Here is a 16,454-nt window from a genome sequence, read left to right on the forward strand (position 1 = left end):
GTCACAGTGGGAGGTATCGATGGCGATACCAGTGGGAGGAACCGTGCGCATCGGCGTGCCCCGTGAGATCAAGAACCACGAGTACCGAGTGGCCATCACCCCGGCGGGTGTCCACGAGCTGACCCGCCGAGGGCACGAGGTCTTCGTCGAACGCGACGCGGGCCTGGGGTCCTCCATCACCGACGAGGAGTACCGGGGCGCGGGCGCCACCGTCCTGGACGAGGCCGACGACGTGTGGGCCGCCGGAGACCTGATCCTCAAGGTCAAGGAGCCCATCCCCTCCGAGTACCACCGGATGCGCGAGGGCCAGACCCTCTTCACCTACCTGCACCTGGCCGCTTCGTTGGAGTGCACCGAGGCCCTGCTGGACCGCAAGGTCACCGGTATCGCCTACGAGACCGTCCAGCTCCCCGACGGCTCCCTCCCCCTGCTCGCCCCCATGTCCGAGGTGGCCGGACGGCTGGCGCCCCAGGTCGGCGCGGCCACGCTCCAGCGCCCCAACGGTGGACGCGGGGTCCTGATGGGCGGGGTCCCCGGGGTGCGCCCGGCGAACGTCACGGTGGTCGGCGCCGGGGTCTCCGGGTTGAGCGCCACCCGGATCGCCGTGGGGTTGGGCGCCGACGTCACGGTGCTGGACCTGAACGTCGACAAGCTCCGTCACGTGGACAACCTGTACCGGGGCCGGGTCAAGACCGTGGTGTCCAACGCCTTCGAGCTGGAGAGCTCCGTCCTGGATTCGGACATGGTGATCGGCGCCGTGCTCGTGCCCGGGGCCAAGGCCCCCACGTTGATCTCCAACGAGCTGGTCTCCCGGATGCGCCCGGGGGCCGTGCTGGTGGACATCGCGATCGACCAGGGCGGTTGTTTCGAGGACTCGCGCCCCACCACGCACGACGACCCCACCTTCTCGGTGCACGACACGGTGTTCTACTGCGTCGCCAACATGCCCGGGGCGGTGCCCAACACCTCCACGCACGCCCTGACCAAGGACACACTGCGCTACGCGGTGGCCCTGGCCGACAAGGGGTGGCGTCGGGCCCTGCGCGAGGACGACGCCCTCGCCGGCGGTCTGAACACCTACGCGGGCGACGTGGTCTACGCCCCGGTCGCCGACGCCCATGACCTCAAGTACCGGGAGCCGTCCGAGGCCCTGGCCCTCTGACCTCTCCGGGCCCGATCCGCCCGTCCTCCGTCTCCGAGGGTCCGTCCGCCGCCGGCGGGCGGACCCTTCGTCCTGTTCCTCGGCCCGCCCCACCTGGGCACCCGGCATCATCGGGTATCGCCCACGGGGTGGTCGGGCAGGTCGGGCGGGGGTACCGTCGAAAGCGGGTCCCACTCCACGTCGGACCCGTGCTCGTGGCCGAACAGAGGTGGGGACCGTAGTGACACACGCCGGAGCGGTGACCGTGACCCGGATCGTCGAACTCGAACTGGTACGGCTGCGGCCGTCACCGGTGGGGCGAGGCGCGGACGGTTCGGTCCCGGTCCTGGTCAGGGTGTCCGACGGCGTCTTCGACGGCTGGGGCGAGGTCCCCGGGGCCACACCCGGACAGTGGGAGGCGCTCACCCGCGACTTCGGACCCGCGTTGGTGGATCATCCATGGCGGCGGCCGACCGAGGCGGCCGAGGCCTTCGCCGATCTGCCCTGGGATCCCGCCCTGGTGGGGGCGTTGGACACCGCCTGCTGGGATCTGTGGAGTCGTCAGCGCTCCACCCCCCTGGCCCACGCCCTGGGCGGGTCGCGCACGGCCCTGACCGCCGGGGTCACCCTGCCGCGCCAGGTCTCCCTGGAGTCGGCCGTCACCGAGGTGAACCGCCAGGTCGGCGCCGGTTTCCGCCGGATCAGGCTGGAGATCGAGCCGGGGTGGGACGTCGAGGTGGTCCGCGCGGTCCAGGCCACTTTCCCCTTCTTGGTGCTCCAGGTGGACGCGGGCGGACGATATTCCGATTCCGAGTCCGACATGGACGCGCTCCGGTCCCTCGATTCCCTGGGATTGTTGGCCATCGAGGACCCCTTCGACCCCGAGGATCTGGCCGCCTACGGGCGGTTCGCGGCCGAGGCGCGTACGTCGGTGGCCCTGTACCGCCCGCTCTCCTCGTTGGGAGACCTGGTCGAGGCGATCCGGGCCGAGGCCGGTGACGTGGTCCACGTCGACCCGTCCCGCTTGGGCGGGTTGACGGCCGCCCGACGCGCGGTGGACCTGGCGGTGGACGCGGGCCGGAAGGTCTGGTGCGGGTCCTCGGCCCGTACCGGTGTGGGCCGCGCCGCGACGGTGGCCCTGGCCTCGCTGACCGGTGTGAGCCTGCCCGTGGAGATGCCCCGTGCCGGCCTCCGGGGGCGCGACCTGGTGCTCCCGCCCGTGCGGGCGCACGACGGCGTGGTTCCGGTGCCGTTGACCGAGAGCGGGTCCGGGCACGCCCCCGACCCGGATCTGCTGCCCGGATGGACGGCGCGATCCGTGATCCTGGGTTCTCGTGGCACCGACGCCTCCGACCGGCCCACCCGCGGCGGCTGAGGGATCCCGCGCCTTCACGGCCCGGACCCCGTCGGATAGGGTGGCGCGCACCACAGGGCCCCGCGACCGGGCCCGCCCCCGAGTGGAGCGTGGAGGCGCGATGCGCGTGTTCGCCGACATCGACGAGGTCGTCGCCGCCCAGGGCGAACATCTCGGCCGTACCGACTGGCTCACCATCGACCAGACGCGTATCGACCGATTCGCCGACGCGACGGAGGACCACCAGTGGATCCACCTCGACGCCGAACGCGCGGCCGAGGGCCCCTTCGGCGCCACCATCGCGCACGGATTCCTGTCCCTGTCGCTGCTGCCGTACTTCGCCCGGAACCTGTTCACGCTCGTCGAGAAGCCGGCCATGTCCATCAACTACGGGCTGAACCGGGTGCGTTTCCTTCGTCCCGTGACCGTGGGCTCGCGTGTACGCGACTCCGTGGACCTGAGGGAGGTGACCCGGACCGACAAGGGATATCTGGTCACCACCGGGCACACCGTGGAGATCGAGGGCTCCGACCGTCCCGCGCTGGTCGCGGAGAGTCTGGCGCTCTGGGTCCGAAAGTCCTCCGCGGAGCGTGAGGGCTCTTCCTCCTGAACGCATCGGTCCCCGGGTCGGAGGGGACTCCGACCCGGGGACCGTGGACCTCGTGGTTCAGCGGGCGATGCGGCGCAGGATCCGACGGGTGAGCCCGGGCGTGAACCAACGGAGCTTGCGTTCGGCGCGTTCGGCCCGACGGCGCATCCGGTCGCCCCGCACCGTGGCCTGTTCCAGCCGGGCCCGCAGCCGTTCCACCGACTCCTCCGGTTCCTCCGAGGAGCCCTTGACACCCTCCAACTCGGCCTCTTCCGGGCCCGAGGCGACGACGATGTCGGTGGCGGGGGTCCAGTGGATCCCGTACACCTCCTCCACCAGCCGGTCCAGCTTCTCGCCCTCGGCCTCCGGGGCCAGGTGACGCGCCCTTTCGAAGGCCGCCACACGTTCGAGACGCAGCACGCCCTCCTTCGCCCTGAGCGCGCCGGGCAGCGGAGCGCACAGGAGGCCCGCCCCGGAGGAGTCGCACGCCCGGATCAGCTCGGCCAGGGCATCGGACGAGGTGGGCGGGCCCGCCTCCATGTACAGACGGAAGGGCACGCGCGGGTCGGTCTCCGGGGGCTCCTCGACGAACCGGACCCTCGGGTCGCCCCGGAAGGTCTCGTGGATCAGCCTCAGGTCCAGGGACTCCTCCTGAAGAGGAGAGCGCCGTCCGTCGTGCAGTCGCGACCACGGCCCGACCATCCACAGGCGCAGGTCCGGGGTGGAACCGCCGAGCAGGGCCGAGGCGGTGGTGTCGACCTCCTCCAGGGTCCGCTCGGCCACGTCCAGCACGACGTCGACCAGCGGGACCTCCCACTGGCGGTCGGGGCGTTTACGGCGCAGGTGGAAGTCGGGCACCCGGTTGGAGACGTAGGGGCTCCGGTAGCGGGTGCCCGCGTTCCTCTGTTCCTGCATCTGTGAGCGGCCCAGGTGCCAACTGCTCGTGTCCTCGTCCGGGACGAACACCGCGCCCCGTTGGGCGAGACGGTGACCGAACTCGCTGTCGCCGCCCAGCACCAGCTCGGGAGCCATGCCCCCGGCCGCGTCGAACAGCGAACGGTGCAACGAACCGGTCGCGCCGACGTAGACCTTGAACCCCTCGTGGCCGGCAGAGCGCAGCCGGTCGGTACGGGCGATGAACCTCTCGACCCAGTGCGGGTCGGCGGAGTCGCGGTCGAAGAGACGATCCGCCCGCCCCGCCGCGACCTCCTCGTACACGTATTCCGGTACGAGGGCGGACGGGTCGAAGTCGACGAACAGCTTGTGTCCCATGACGACGGTGTAATCGGCCTGATGGTGCCAGCGCATCTGGGACTCCACATGCTCCCGATACACCAACATGTCGGCGTCCAAACGCAACACCACCTGACCCGACGACACCCCCACACCCGTATTCACCGCATGAGCCGAACCCCAACCACCCTCGGCCGACACCACCAACCGCGTATTCTCCGGCCGCACACGAGGCAACACCAACGGCTCGGGACTCCCATCGTCCACCACGACCACCTCCATGAGATGAGCCGGATAACTCTGAGCCGCCAACGAGGCCAACACCAACGCCAACTTCTCCGAACCACCATGAGCCGGAACCACCACACTCACCGACAACGACGGCTCCCACCCACCCAACGGGGGTACGGGCAGCGCGGTGTAGTCGTTGCGATGGACGATCGGTTGGCGAAGCGGGCCGGACTGTTCCGGGATCGATGCGGTCTGCACTGTGTTCTCCGCGCCCTTGCGGGTGGAGGTGTTGTCGGCGGTGGTCAACGGTGTCCTCCCGTGGTGGTCGTCGACGGCCTGCCCTCGCGGGCGGACGGCACGGAGAGCGTCGTCTCGGGCACGGTCTCCGAGCCCAGCGGGCGGGGTTCGCCCTCCAACAGGGCGCTGGGACGCCAACCGGACCACTGCCTGCTGTTACGTCGCAGGAAGTACCCCATGTCGGCCCCCCAGGTGTGCCCCTCCCCCGCCCGGCGCAGCAGGTATCCCAGGCCGTGGGTGCGGTAGATCCGCCCTCCGTGACGGCGGACGGCCAAGAGCAGTTGGCTGTCGATCGCCCGGGGCAGCGGGCGGAACCCTCCGACGTCGGTGAGCACCGATCGATCGATGACGATCGTGCTGCCCACCACGTCCGGTGACGGCTTCTCCGTCTGGTAGCTGCGCCACACCGTCAGGTCCAGTTCCTGGAGGTAGACCAGGTCCTGGGTGATCCCGACGACGTCGGCCCCGGAGTAGGTCCGCGCCATGAGCATGTCGGCCAGGTGGTCGGGGCCGTACCAGTCGTCGTCGTCCCACTTGGCGATGACGGTCCCGCTCGCGCGGTCGGCCGCGTCGTTGAGGACGGCGCCGAACACCTGGTCCCCGGGGGCCTCGTGCACGGTGATCGGGATCCCCGACGCGGAGAACTCCCGTACCGCCGACCGCACTTCGGGCAGGTCGGCCGAGAAGCCGTGCAGGGCCAGCACCAGTTCGAAGCGGACATCGCGCTGGCGGACCACCTGGGCGAGGGCGAAGCCGACGAGTTCCGGCCGGCGGGTGCACAGCATGACCGTGACCAGGGGCTCGGGAGGCGTCGGAACGCCCACGCCGGCGGCCAGGGCGGACCAGCGGGCGGCGCGCCCGTGGGTCCCCAGGGCGGCACGACGCAGTCGAACGCTGTGCTCCTCCCGGGTGAGAGGGTCGGCGAGGCCCCGCTCCTCGACCGAGGTGAGCAGGTCGATCAGGGGGCGCCCCAGCGATGACGCCCAGGGCGGGACGGGGTCGGAGACCAACGGCACGCCCGCGGCCGCCAACGAGGCCACGGCCCGCACCATGGAGACCGGTCCCACCTGCCCGGACCAGTTCACGCGGACGCCGCGCAGGTAGCGGACCCGGCCGACGTCCAGGTCGGTCACGGTGCCGTGTTCGGGGACGGTGAACAGGACCTTGCGTCCCTCGGACAGGGCCGTACGATCCCCGTGGTCTCCGAGGTCGCCCATGGGACCGCCGGCCTTCTTGGTGAAGCCGATGGGGTTGACGAAGCGTTCGTCGATGGGCGGGATCGTGTGCGTGTCGAAGGAACCCGTCCGGTGCGGCTCCTCGCCCGCCTCGGTGATCGTGATCCGGGGCCGCGAGGTGGTGGGGACGTCCAGATGGGGGACGACCGGGTCCTCCCAGGCCGGCAGGGTCCCCTCGTCGGTGCGCAGGACCAGGTCGGCCACGGGCGAGACCCGACGCAACGGGACGGGGCCGGTGGCGGTCACCCCGGTGGAGGCGATGTCGCCGGGACGCCACAGGCACCCCTCCCGCCCGTGGACGGCGGCGAGAGGGAGGACACGACGGCCGCGACGTCCTCCCCTGGTGCCGTGGACGACGCAGTCGAGGGCCAGGGCGGTCTCGACGGAGTTGGGGAAGAAGAGTTCGCAGACCCAGCCTCTGCGGCCGAGCCGACGTACCCGCGCTTCGAGGAGGTCGTTCCACTCATCGATGCCGGGCGGGGTCGGCAGAAGGGGCCCTTGGTGGCCCGGGGTGTCGGCCACCGCCGCGAGCAGGTGCACGGTGGGAGGGAGCGCGGTGGCGACCGTCAGGACACGGCCCAGGTCGGTGAGGCTGGCGGCCACGACCGCGACCAGGCCCACGGCCTCGGGTTCCCCCTCGCCGCCCACCCCGGGTATCTCGATCGGGTCGCCCGGGCGGTGGGCGTCCAGGTCGACGAGCAGGTCGCCGGAGCGCAACCGGATCGAAGCGAGTTCACGCCTGGCCGTCGTCGGGTCCCCGGTATGACACAGGACCGCGGGTTCGGCACCGCGTGTACGTAGGGCCTGACGGACGACGGAGGTGATCATCGGGCAACCTCGGGCGTGTAGGCGAGACTGTGGTCACCCGTCGAGACGGGTCAAACACAGAGTGCCACAATGATCACGGTTGGTGACTTTTACGAAGGGGTGTGTCGTCCTCGCCCTTTCACGAGGACGGGCCGCGGAGCGGTCGCCCCACGGCCCGTCACCCCGTCGTTCAGCGGGCGATCCGGCGCAGGACCCTGCGCCCCAGGCCCGGGGTGAACCAACGGAGCTTGCGTTCGGCCCTCTGGGCACGGGCACGCATACGGTCGGCCTCGACCAGGGCCTTGTCCAGCCTCTGCTGGAGTACCTCGGGCCGCGCCGTCGGGGTCTCCTCACCCTCGTCGACCGCCAGGAAGCGCTCCCCCGGGATCCAGTGGGTGCCGTGCGTCTCCTCCACGACCCGGTCCAGGTCGGCGCCCTCGGCCTCGGGCTCCAGGTGACGGGCTCGGGCGTAGGCGGAGCCGCGCTCCAGACGCAACAGCCCGTCCCCCGCACGGGTGGCGCCGGGCAGCGGGGCGCACAGGAGGCCCGCCCCCTCCTTGTCGATCTCCTTGACCAGGTCGGCCACGGCCGTGGGTCCGAGAGCGGGCCCGCCCCCGAGGAACAGACGGAAGGGCACGCGCGGGTCGGTCTCCGGGGGCTCCTCGACGAACCGGACCCTCGGGTCGCCCCGGAAGGTCTCGTGGATCAGTCGGGGGTCGAGGAGCTCGTCGTCCAAGGGCCTGCGGCGCTCGTCGTTCAGCCGTGACCAGGGACCCAGGAGCCACAGGCGCAGGTCCGGGGTGGAACCGTCCAGCAGTGCGGAGACCGTGGTGTCGACCTCCTCGAGGGTCCGTTCCGCGGTGTCGACGACGACGTCGACCAGCGGGACCTCCCACTGGCGGTCGGGGCGCTTGCGGCGCAGGTGGAAGTCGGGCACCCGGTTGGAGACGTAGGGGCTCCGGTAGCGGGTGCCGGCGTCGCGTCGGGTCTGCATCTGTGAGCGGCCCAGGTGCCAACTGCTCGTGTCCAGGTCCGGGACGAACACCGCGCCCTGCTGCGCCACACGGTAGGCGAACTCGGTGTCGCCGCCCAGCACCAGCTCGGGAGCCATGCCCCCGGCCGCGTCGAACAGCGAACGGTGCAACGAACCGGTCGCGCCGATGAACACCTTGTAGGAGAGTCGACCGGCGGTCCTCAGCCGATCGTGCTGACCGATCAGACGTTCCACCCAGTGCGGGTCGGCCGAATCGCGGTCGAAGAGACGATCCGCCCGCCCCGCCGCGACCTCGTCGCGCACGTACTCGGGGGTCATCGCCGCGGGATCGAAGTCGACGAACAGTTTGTGCCCGAGGGCCACTCCATAGTCGATGAGGTGATGCCAGCGCATCTGGGACTCCACATGCTCCCGATACACCAACATGTCGGCGTCCAAACGCAACACCACCTGACCCGACGACACCCCCACACCCGTATTCACCGCATGAGCCGAACCCCAACCACCCTCGGCCGACACCACCAACCGCGTATTCTCCGGCCGCACACGAGGCAACACCAACGGCTCGGGACTCCCATCGTCCACCACGACCACCTCCATGAGATGAGCCGGATAACTCTGAGCCGCCAACGAGGCCAACACCAACGCCAACTTCTCCGAACCACCATGAGCCGGAACCACCACACTCACCGACAACGACGGCTCCCACCCACCCAACGGGGGCGGAGAGAGCACCGCGTGGTCGTTGCGGCGCACCCTCGGCTGCGCGCTCATGTCCACCGCGCCCCGGGGCAGGGGCGACCCCGGCGAGGTCGTCCCGGCCACGGCGGGGGCGGTGTGCTCTTCGGTACTGGTCATGCTGATCCCCCCGGGTACGTCGCGGTCACGACCGGCTCTCCACCGTCGACGGGGCGCCCCAACGGGACGGGTTCGCCCTCCAGGAGGGAGCTGGGTCGCCAGCCGGACCACTGTCGTGCGTAGTTGTGCAGGAAGTAGGCCATGTCCTCGGACCAGGTGTGTCCGCCGCCCGTGCGACGCAACACGTACCCCAGCCCGTGGGTGCGGTGGACGCGCCCCCCGCCCCGGGACACGGCGATGAGCAGTTGGGTGTCGATGGCGCGCGGCAGCGGACGGAAACCTCCGGTCTCCTCCAGCACCACGCGGTCGGTGAGGATCGTGCCCCCGGCGATGAAGCGGGTGGCGGTCTCGGACTCGCGGCTGCGCCAGACCATCAGATCCACCTCTTGGAGGTAGACGAAGTCCTGACCGGTGCCGACCAGCTCGGCCCCCGAGTAGGTCCGGGCCAGCACCAGGTCGGCCAGGTGCTCGGGGCCGTACCAGTCGTCGTCGTCCCATTTGGCGATGAGGTCGCCGGAGGCGCGGGCGACGGAATCGTTGAGCACCGAACCGAAGATCCGCTCCGCGGAGGCCTCGTGGACGACGATCGGCAGGCCGGTCTCCCGGTAGGCGTCGATCGCGGACGCCACCTCGGGCAGATCCGCCGGGAAGCCGTGCAGGGTGAGGACGGTCTCCAACGCGACCCCGCGCTGGCGGGCGATCTGGGCCAGCGCGAAACCGACCATGTCGGGCCGCCTCGTGCACAGGATGACCGACACCCGGGGTTCGGGCGGGAGCGGGATCCCGGTCTCCGCGGCCAGACCCCGCCAACGCGAACGCAGGCCGTGCGTGCGCAGGGCCGCGCGACGCAGACGGACGCTGTGCTCCTCTCGGGCCAATCGGTCGGTGAGGTCGGCCTCGGTCGCGCCCTCGATGGCGTCGATCAGCGTCGTCCCCAACCCGGCGGCCCAGCCGGGGACCGGTTCGGCCACCAGCGGGACCCCTCCGGCCGCCAGGGAGGCCACGGCGCGCACAGCCGCGGTCGGGCCGGTGTGACCGGTCCAGTCGATCCGGACCCCGCGCAGATGGCGGATGCCGGCGAGGTCCACGTCGGTGACGGTGCCGTCGGCGGCCACCTCGATCAGGTCCTTCTTCCCGTCGCGGACGACCGCCCGGTCGCCGTTCAGGGTGAGGTGGCCCAAGGGGCCCTTCTCCGCCTTGCCGAACCCGGTGGGGTTGACCGTGGTCTCGTCGATGGGGGCGATCAGGGATACGGGGTCGGCGGCGGCCGAGACGGTGAGCCCCGCGGCTCGCTCTCGCCCGTGTTCTCCGGCCAGCCCCTCCCAGGAGTCGGTCCCGGTGGTGGCCCGGTCCAGGACCGGGACCTTCTCATCGGCCCAGTCCACGGCCGCGGCTCCATCGCCCACCCGCAGCGCCAGGTCGGCGACGGGGGTGACCCGACGCAGCGGGACCGGTCCGCCCTGCTCGACCCCGTGGGCGCCGGTGTCCCCGGGGCGCCAGAGCGAGGCCTCGGCCCCGTTGAGCGCGGCCAAGGGGGCCACGGAGGGGCCTCGACGGCGGCCTCGGGTGCCGTGCAGGACCGCGTCCAGGACCGGGGCCGACTCGACGGGGTTGGGGAAGAAGAACTCGCAGACCCAGCCGCGCCGGTCCACCCGGCGTACCCGCAGCTCCTGGAGGTCGCGCCACTGGCCCATGCCCGGCCCCGCCGGGACCGGCGGGTCCTGGTGCCCGGGGGTGTCCAGGAGGGCGACGACGACCTGGACGGCCTTGGGCAGGTGGACGGCGGCGGTCAGGGCGCGGTGGAGGTCGGTGGGGGTGGCGGCGACCAGTGCCACCAGGCCGGCGACGGGCTCCCGTTCATCGTCCGTCGCCCCCTCCACTCCGATAGGGATCGGCTCGCCCAGGGGGTGGGCTCCCAGGTCCACGGTCCGGTCCCCGGCGTTCCGGGGGAGGCCGGACAGTTCCCGAAGGGTGCCGGCTCCGCTGTGGCAGAGCACGGCCGGTTCGTCTCCACGGGCACGCAGGGCGTGCCGGAGGACGGTGGTGATCATCGAGTGGCCCTCTCGGTTCGGCTGGGGGACGCCTCGGTCGGTTCGGTCAGCGGACGTTTCGGGTGAAGACGTGCGCGCCCTTCTCGGTGGGCTCCTCGGTCCTGACCAGATCGGGGTGGGCCGCGAGCCAGCGCTCACCGAGAGAGCGCTCGTCGGGGCGGGCGGCGTCGTCGAGGACGAAGACGGCGTGGTCCTCGCAGGCGGGCAGCAGGACGGGGACCGCCGGGTGACGGGCCTCGACCCCGGTGGCCTGCGGCGGACCGTCCACGAAGACCAGACCGATGCCCTTGAGGTCGACCAGCGCCTCGGTGTCGTACCAGGGCACATCGGCGGAGACCCCGTCCGCGTATTCGGCGGGCACCGGGGCGAGGGGGGCGTGCCGGATCTCGACCACGTCCTCCAGGGAGTGGGCGGCGACGAGGTCGCGGCTCAGCTCCGCGTAGCGGGCGTCGTGCTCGATGGCGACGAGCCTGCCGGTCCCCGCCTTGCGCAGGGCGTAGCCGATCCACACGCTGGAGGCCCCGCTTCCGCACTCCACCACCAGCGCGGGGCGGTCCCGCTCGATGATCCGGACCAGGAGTCGCAGGACGTCCGGGGATGCGGCCCAGCCGCGCAGCGGCGGCATGAAGGGGGCCACGTCCAGGTGACCGCGCAGTTCGGACCAGGCGACCTGCTGTTCGTAGTCGTCGCGGCCCTGGCGGGTTCCGGCGCGGACGACGGTCTGGACCGCCTTGGGCAGGGCGTTGCCTCGCAGGTCGGCCACCTCGCCTCGGACCTCGTCGAGGGCGCGGGCCAGCTCCAGTCGGTCCCGGCCCAAGAGCTCGGTGACCGTGCGGGTCTGGGTCCGTACGGAGGTGGACAGTTCCCGCACCGAACGCCGTGTCAGCCACAGGGCCGCGCCGAGCGCGCACACCAGGGCTCCCAGGAGCAGGACGGCGGTACCGACGACCACCTCGCCCCACGTGATCAGACCGAATCCGCCGAGAACGATGGGGGTCGCGAACACGGCCAGGCCGGCCGGAGCGACCAGGGGCAGAAGGCGGCGGATCCTGCGCCTGAGGGAATTCATGGGGGTTACCTCCGCGGAAGGGGAGCGGCGACCTGCGCACGGCGATCTCGTGCCCTTTTCGAGAAAAACGCCACCGAGAAAGACACCGTGCGCTTTCGACATTAACCTCTCGAAAAGGTGACCGGGGGCGACATGTGCCGTTTCGAAACCCACGTGAGCGACAATTCCCCCAGCGTTCACCACCCCCTCATCCGGGGCTCACGGCAGAGTGGCCGAAACGTCTCCGGACCCCCTTTCCGGGGGTCCGGGGCGTACGGCCCGGGTCACCAACCCGTGGCCTCCAACAGGGCCTTCTCCACCATGGGGGTGAGCGTCCGGGCGTAGGTGGCGGTGATGTGCGAGTGGTCCCAGTACACCAACACGTTGCCGACCACGGCGTCGCAGGAACCGCCCGGGCACACGTACTCGGTCAGGTCCATCGGTTCGACGTTGGGCGGCAGCTCCTCGAGGGTGGCCGGGTCCACGGCCGCGAGGCTGCGCGAGGCCGGGCTGGTGCACTCGGCCGGGTCTCCGGCCTCCACGCACTCCCCTCCCCTATAGGGCAGTCGGGGCAGATCCCGCAGGCCGACCACGTCGATCCCCAGGTCGTTCAGGTGCCACCACAGGTCGGTGTAGCCGTCCTCCACCGCCTCGCCGTCGACGAAGGCCCGGGTGGAGGAGAGCAGCACCGCGTCGGGGTTCAGCTCCTCCAACTCGGCCAGCGCCTTCTCCTTCCAGACCTCGCACTCCTCGAACAGGGCCCCGTCCCTGGTCGAGGGCGCCAGACCGAACGGACAACCGCTCTTGGTGAAGGACACCAGACGCCAGCCGTACTTCTCGGCGACCGCCTCCACCGCCGGGTACCAGTGGGCGGTGCGCGAGGCGCCCACCAGGGCGAGCGTGTGTTCGGCGTCGGCGGGACCGCGGTCGCACACGACCAGCTCCTCCGAGGCCAGGTTCACGTGGCAGCCCTCCTGATGGTGGGAGGACAGGTCCATCTTGGAGTCCTCGGGGTCCGGACGCACCGGGACGTCCGGGAGCGAGTCGAGCAGAGACGGATCCGCGACCACGGCGGCACCCGGGTAACTCTCGGGGGAGGCGATCTCGTGAGCCCTGCGCTCCCGTTCCTGTTCCAGACGCTCCGTCCACACCAGCGAGAGCACCAGGACCGGGACGAGGAAGAGGGCGGCGACCACGGTCGGGCCCACCGGGCTCCGACGGTCGGCCGACCTCGTGAACGGTTCGAGGCCGCGCTCGACCAGGCGATGCGTCATCCAGGCCAGCAGGATCGACGCGCCCAGGATCGCGGCGCCGCCCCAGGGGGTGGCGAGCCGGCGCCCGGTGACCTCCAGATAACAGACGAGGAGGGGCCAGTGCCACAGGTAGATCGTGTAGGAGAGCCGGCCCAGCGCCATCAGGGGCGGCCAGGTCAGCAACCGGTCCACCCCTCGAGGGCTCCCGGTCGTCCCGGCCAGGACGATGAGCAGCGCGGCGAGGGTCGGCCACAGGGCGATGTACCCGGGGAAGAGCGTGGAGACCTGCACGAGCATGCCGCAGGAGACCAGGGCGACCAGACCGACCCAGCCCAGGACCACACGGACCCGGGTGGGCATCCGTACCCGGGTGATGGCCAGGGCGAGGATCCCGCCCAGCGCCAACTCCCACAGCCGGGCTCCGGTGTCGAAGTAGGCCCAGGCCTGATCACGGCCGGTGATGTACACCGAGTAGGTCAGAGAGACCACGAACACCGCGACGATCAGGGCCAGGACCGTGGGACGCAGCGGTAGCCGCGAGCGGGAGGCCAGGATCGCCGCCAGGGTGATCAGCACCGGCCAGATCAGGTAGAACTGCCCCTGGATGGACAGCGACCAGAAGTGCTGGAGAGGGCTGACCGCGGCCTCGCGGGCCAGGTAGTCGACCGCGTCCCGGGCCAGGGTCCAGTTCTCGTGGTAGAGGGCCGAGGCGCGTACCTCGGCGAGCACGTCCGCCCATCGGGAACGGGGCAGCCACAGGTACATGGCGCCCATGGTGGCGAGCAGGACCACGGCGACCGGCGGGGCCAGGCGACCGATCAGTCGGGCCCAGAAGGCGCCGAAGTGGATCCGTCCGTCGCGTTCGACCGCGCGCACCAGGGAACCGGTGATGAGGAAACCGGTGAGCAGCAGGAACACGTCCACGCCGCCGGAGACCCGACCGAACCAGATGTGATAGGCGGCGACCAGAAGTACCGCCAGGGCGCGCAGACCCTCGATCTCGGGTCGATGGCCGCCTCCGGTCATGGTCGAAGACACGGCGCGTACGTCGGAGGGGGCGCTGCGCGGGGACGAGGGGACGGGGACCCCGGTGGTGGTGTCACTCATGTTCGGAGGCGGCCTCGGGAGCTGGGGAAGGATGATTCACCGAACGGGCGTGCGGGTCCCGCCATTCGAATTCGGCGCTGAATTCTCCCCGTTCCCGATGCCACCTCGGTGAATGACGATGGAACGCGCGGACAACTCTCCCCCTTGACCCCTTCGGAGCACGGGGGATGTGTCGGCCAGGGTAACCACGGGGGTCCGGCGCCTTTCCGTAAAGGAAACCCCGGGGAGGTTCGCGGAGAAAACGGACCCCTGCGCGGCGGTGCCTCTCGGTCGGCGCGCGAGGGCGAGGGCCGGGGCGGCGGACCTCCGGATCGGGCTCCGCCGCCGGATTTTATTCCCGTCCCCCGGTGTCGACAGCCTGACATCGGGGGTCCGGCGTCTCGGCTGATAGCTTGCTGAGTAGCGATCACATCGCTGGTAAGCCCGACGAATCGCGTCTTTGGAAAGGTGCGTCAGAGATGTCTGCGCCGTACTCGCTTCCCGAACTGCCCTACGACTACGCGGCCCTGGAGCCGTGGATCTCCGGTCAGATCATGGAGCTGCACCACGACAAGCACCACGCCACCTACGTCGCCGGTGCCAACAGCACCCTGGAGCAGATGGCGGAGGCCCGCGAAGCCGGTGACTTCGGCACCGTGAACCAGCTCCAGAAGAACCTCGCGTTCCACCTGGGCGGCCACGTCAACCACTCCGTGTTCTGGAAGAACCTGTCCCCGGAGGGTGGCGACAAGCCCGAGGGCGAACTGGGCGCCGCCATCGACGACCAGTTCGGTTCCTTCGACGCCTTCCGCGCGCACTTCAACGCCGCGGCCACCGGCATCCAGGGTTCCGGTTGGGCGATCCTGGCCTGGGACGCCCTCGGTCAGCGCCTGATCATCGAGCAGCTCTACGACCAGCAGGCCAACATCGCCATCGGCACGCAGCCGCTGCTCATGCTGGACATGTGGGAGCACGCCTTCTACCTCCAGTACAAGAACGTCAAGGGCGAGTACGTGAAGGCGTTCTGGAACGTGGTCAACTGGGCCGACGTCCAGGAGCGCTTCGCCGAGGCCCGCAAGACCAAGCTGGGCTAGGTTCCGTCGGGGCCGTCGACCTTGAGCCGGGTCGGGGGTCTCTCGAAGAACGTTCGAGGGCGGCACCCGACGGGTGCCGCCCTCGCGTGTTCCGCCCCTCGGGGCCGGGGGCGCTCAGCCTTGGACGTCGGGGGCCATGGGCGCGCCCATCGCGTGGTAGCCGCCGTCCACGTGCATGACCGTACCGGTGACGGCCCGGGCGGCCGGAGACATCAGGAACAGGGCGGGGCCGGCGACCACGGAGGCGTCCTTGGTGTCCCAGCCCAGCGGGGAGTTGTCGCCCCAGGAGTCGGCGATCTGCGAGAAGCCCGGGATGGAACCGCCCGCCAGGGACTTGATCGGACCGGCGGAGATCGTGTTGACCCGGATCCCCTCCGGCCCCAGGTCGCGCGCCAGGTAGCGGGCGGAGTTCTCCAGGACGGCCTTGGCCGAGCCCATCCAGTCGTAGACCGGCCAGGCGACGCTGGCGTCGAAGGTCAGCGAGACGACGCCGGCCCCCTCGGGCGCCTTGGCCAGCAGGTCGCGCATACCGACGGTGAGGGCGGCCAGCGAGTAACCGGAGACGTGGATCGCCTTGGCCACGTCCTCCCAGCCGGTGTTGAGGAAGTTGCCGCCCAGAGCCGATTCGGGGGCGTAGGCGATGGCGTGCAGCAGCCCGTCCACGTGGTCCCAGTGCTCACGGACCGCCTCGACCGTGGCGTCGATCTGCTCGGGGTCGGTGACGTCCATCGGCAGGACGGCCACGGGTTCCCTCGGCAGTCGCTTGGCGATGCGTTCGCAGATGGAGAAGGCGCGGCCCGGAGGGTTGGTCAGAATGACGTCGTGTCCCTGACGCATGGCCTCCTCGGCGATCGCGTAGGCGATGGAGGACTGGGTCGTGATGCCGGTGATGAGCAGGTTCAAGGGGTCCCCTGGGTGGCGGTTCGGTCGCTGCTGCTGGAAACGTATCGGCGCGACGACCGATCGTCAGCCGTGGAAGCCGACAAAGATTCGCGCCCGGGCTTTGGCGCGTCCTCGCACGCCCCACCCGCCCCGGGACCCCGGCCATGGTGACACTCCGTACAACCGAGCCAGGGATCGGCCCCGATTCTTTGTGGTCTTCCACTGGTGACTGCGCGGGCTCGAGGCGGCAGAGTCATGGACATGCCTCCCTGGCACATGAGGGCCGGGGCGACCCAGCGGG

General features: G+C 70.8%; 11 protein-coding genes. 4 read left to right on the top strand and 7 right to left on the bottom strand.

All coding sequences use genetic code 11. The features are described from left to right. The first annotated feature begins 43 nt into the window (after positions 1–43). The 3 genes from ald to TR33_RS03035 all read left to right on the top strand — a co-directional run bounded on the left by ald (position 44) and on the right by TR33_RS03035 (position 3,105). The gene (gene ald, locus TR33_RS03025) at positions 44–1,162 is read left to right on the top strand and encodes an alanine dehydrogenase (protein ID WP_014911238.1); all 1,119 of its coding nucleotides are present in this window, start codon (positions 44–46) and stop codon (positions 1,160–1,162) included. A gap of 220 nt (positions 1,163–1,382) precedes the next feature. Continuing rightward, positions 1,383–2,516, top strand: coding sequence for an enolase C-terminal domain-like protein (locus tag TR33_RS03030; RefSeq protein ID WP_041561889.1), 1,134 nt, complete (start codon positions 1,383–1,385; stop codon positions 2,514–2,516). Between the two features lie 100 nt (positions 2,517–2,616). Then, a complete protein-coding gene (locus TR33_RS03035; RefSeq protein WP_042281172.1) occupies positions 2,617–3,105 on the top strand; it encodes a MaoC family dehydratase in 489 nt (162 codons plus the stop codon). Positions 3,106–3,162: 57 nt separating this feature from the next. On the opposite strand, the gene TR33_RS03040 is transcribed toward TR33_RS03035, so the two are convergent. The 6 genes from TR33_RS03040 to TR33_RS03065 form a co-directional block, all read right to left on the bottom strand. Further along, the gene (locus TR33_RS03040; protein WP_108914098.1) at positions 3,163–4,854 is read right to left on the bottom strand and encodes a glycosyltransferase family 2 protein; all 1,692 of its coding nucleotides are present in this window, start codon (positions 4,852–4,854) and stop codon (positions 3,163–3,165) included. Further along, positions 4,851–6,908 (bottom strand): glycosyltransferase family 2 protein, encoded by a 2,058-nt coding sequence (locus TR33_RS03045; protein ID WP_084570182.1) that lies wholly within the window; start codon positions 6,906–6,908, stop codon positions 4,851–4,853. The genes TR33_RS03040 and TR33_RS03045 overlap by 4 nt, the downstream gene beginning before the upstream one ends. A 169-nt stretch (positions 6,909–7,077) precedes the next feature. Beyond that, a complete protein-coding gene (locus TR33_RS03050; RefSeq protein ID WP_042281173.1) occupies positions 7,078–8,739 on the bottom strand; it encodes a glycosyltransferase family 2 protein in 1,662 nt (553 codons plus the stop codon). Continuing rightward, complete coding sequence (locus TR33_RS03055; RefSeq protein ID WP_042281174.1) at positions 8,736–10,790, bottom strand: glycosyltransferase family 2 protein; 2,055 nt, start codon at positions 10,788–10,790, stop codon at positions 8,736–8,738. Before TR33_RS03055 ends, TR33_RS03050 begins: the two co-directional genes overlap by 4 nt. 46 nt (positions 10,791–10,836) lie before the next feature. Continuing rightward, a complete protein-coding gene (locus TR33_RS03060) occupies positions 10,837–11,859 on the bottom strand; it encodes a class I SAM-dependent methyltransferase (protein ID WP_042281175.1) in 1,023 nt (340 codons plus the stop codon). A gap of 263 nt (positions 11,860–12,122) precedes the next feature. Further along, positions 12,123–14,198: an acyltransferase family protein gene (locus TR33_RS03065; RefSeq protein ID WP_042281177.1), complete on the bottom strand. Its 2,076-nt coding sequence runs from the start codon at positions 14,196–14,198 to the stop codon at positions 12,123–12,125. A 458-nt stretch (positions 14,199–14,656) separates the two neighbouring features. Between TR33_RS03065 and TR33_RS03070 the strand changes: the two genes are divergently transcribed. Then, entirely contained in the window at positions 14,657–15,271 is a 615-nt protein-coding gene (locus TR33_RS03070; RefSeq protein ID WP_014910931.1) for a superoxide dismutase, read from the top strand. A gap of 114 nt (positions 15,272–15,385) precedes the next feature. On the opposite strand, the gene fabI is transcribed toward TR33_RS03070, so the two are convergent. Further along, complete coding sequence (gene fabI, locus TR33_RS03075; RefSeq protein WP_014908593.1) at positions 15,386–16,174, bottom strand: enoyl-ACP reductase FabI; 789 nt, start codon at positions 16,172–16,174, stop codon at positions 15,386–15,388. Positions 16,175–16,454 lie beyond the last annotated feature (280 nt).

It is taken from the genome of Nocardiopsis alba (assembly GCF_000710955.1).
GTDB classification, from domain to species: Bacteria; Actinomycetota; Actinomycetes; order Streptosporangiales; family Streptosporangiaceae; genus Nocardiopsis; species Nocardiopsis alba.

Coding starts and splice junctions, on each gene's coding strand:
- TR33_RS03035 (WP_042281172.1), top strand. CDS start 2,617: ATGCGCGTGTTCGCCGACATCGACGAGGTCGTCGCCGCCCAGGGCGAA.
- TR33_RS03070 (WP_014910931.1), top strand. CDS start 14,657: ATGTCTGCGCCGTACTCGCTTCCCGAACTGCCCTACGACTACGCGGCC.
- TR33_RS03065 (WP_042281177.1), bottom strand. CDS start 14,198: ATGAGTGACACCACCACCGGGGTCCCCGTCCCCTCGTCCCCGCGCAGC.
- TR33_RS03060 (WP_042281175.1), bottom strand. CDS start 11,859: ATGAATTCCCTCAGGCGCAGGATCCGCCGCCTTCTGCCCCTGGTCGCT.
- TR33_RS03045 (WP_084570182.1), bottom strand. CDS start 6,908: ATGATCACCTCCGTCGTCCGTCAGGCCCTACGTACACGCGGTGCCGAA.
- TR33_RS03050 (WP_042281173.1), bottom strand. CDS start 8,739: ATGACCAGTACCGAAGAGCACACCGCCCCCGCCGTGGCCGGGACGACC.
- TR33_RS03055 (WP_042281174.1), bottom strand. CDS start 10,790: ATGATCACCACCGTCCTCCGGCACGCCCTGCGTGCCCGTGGAGACGAA.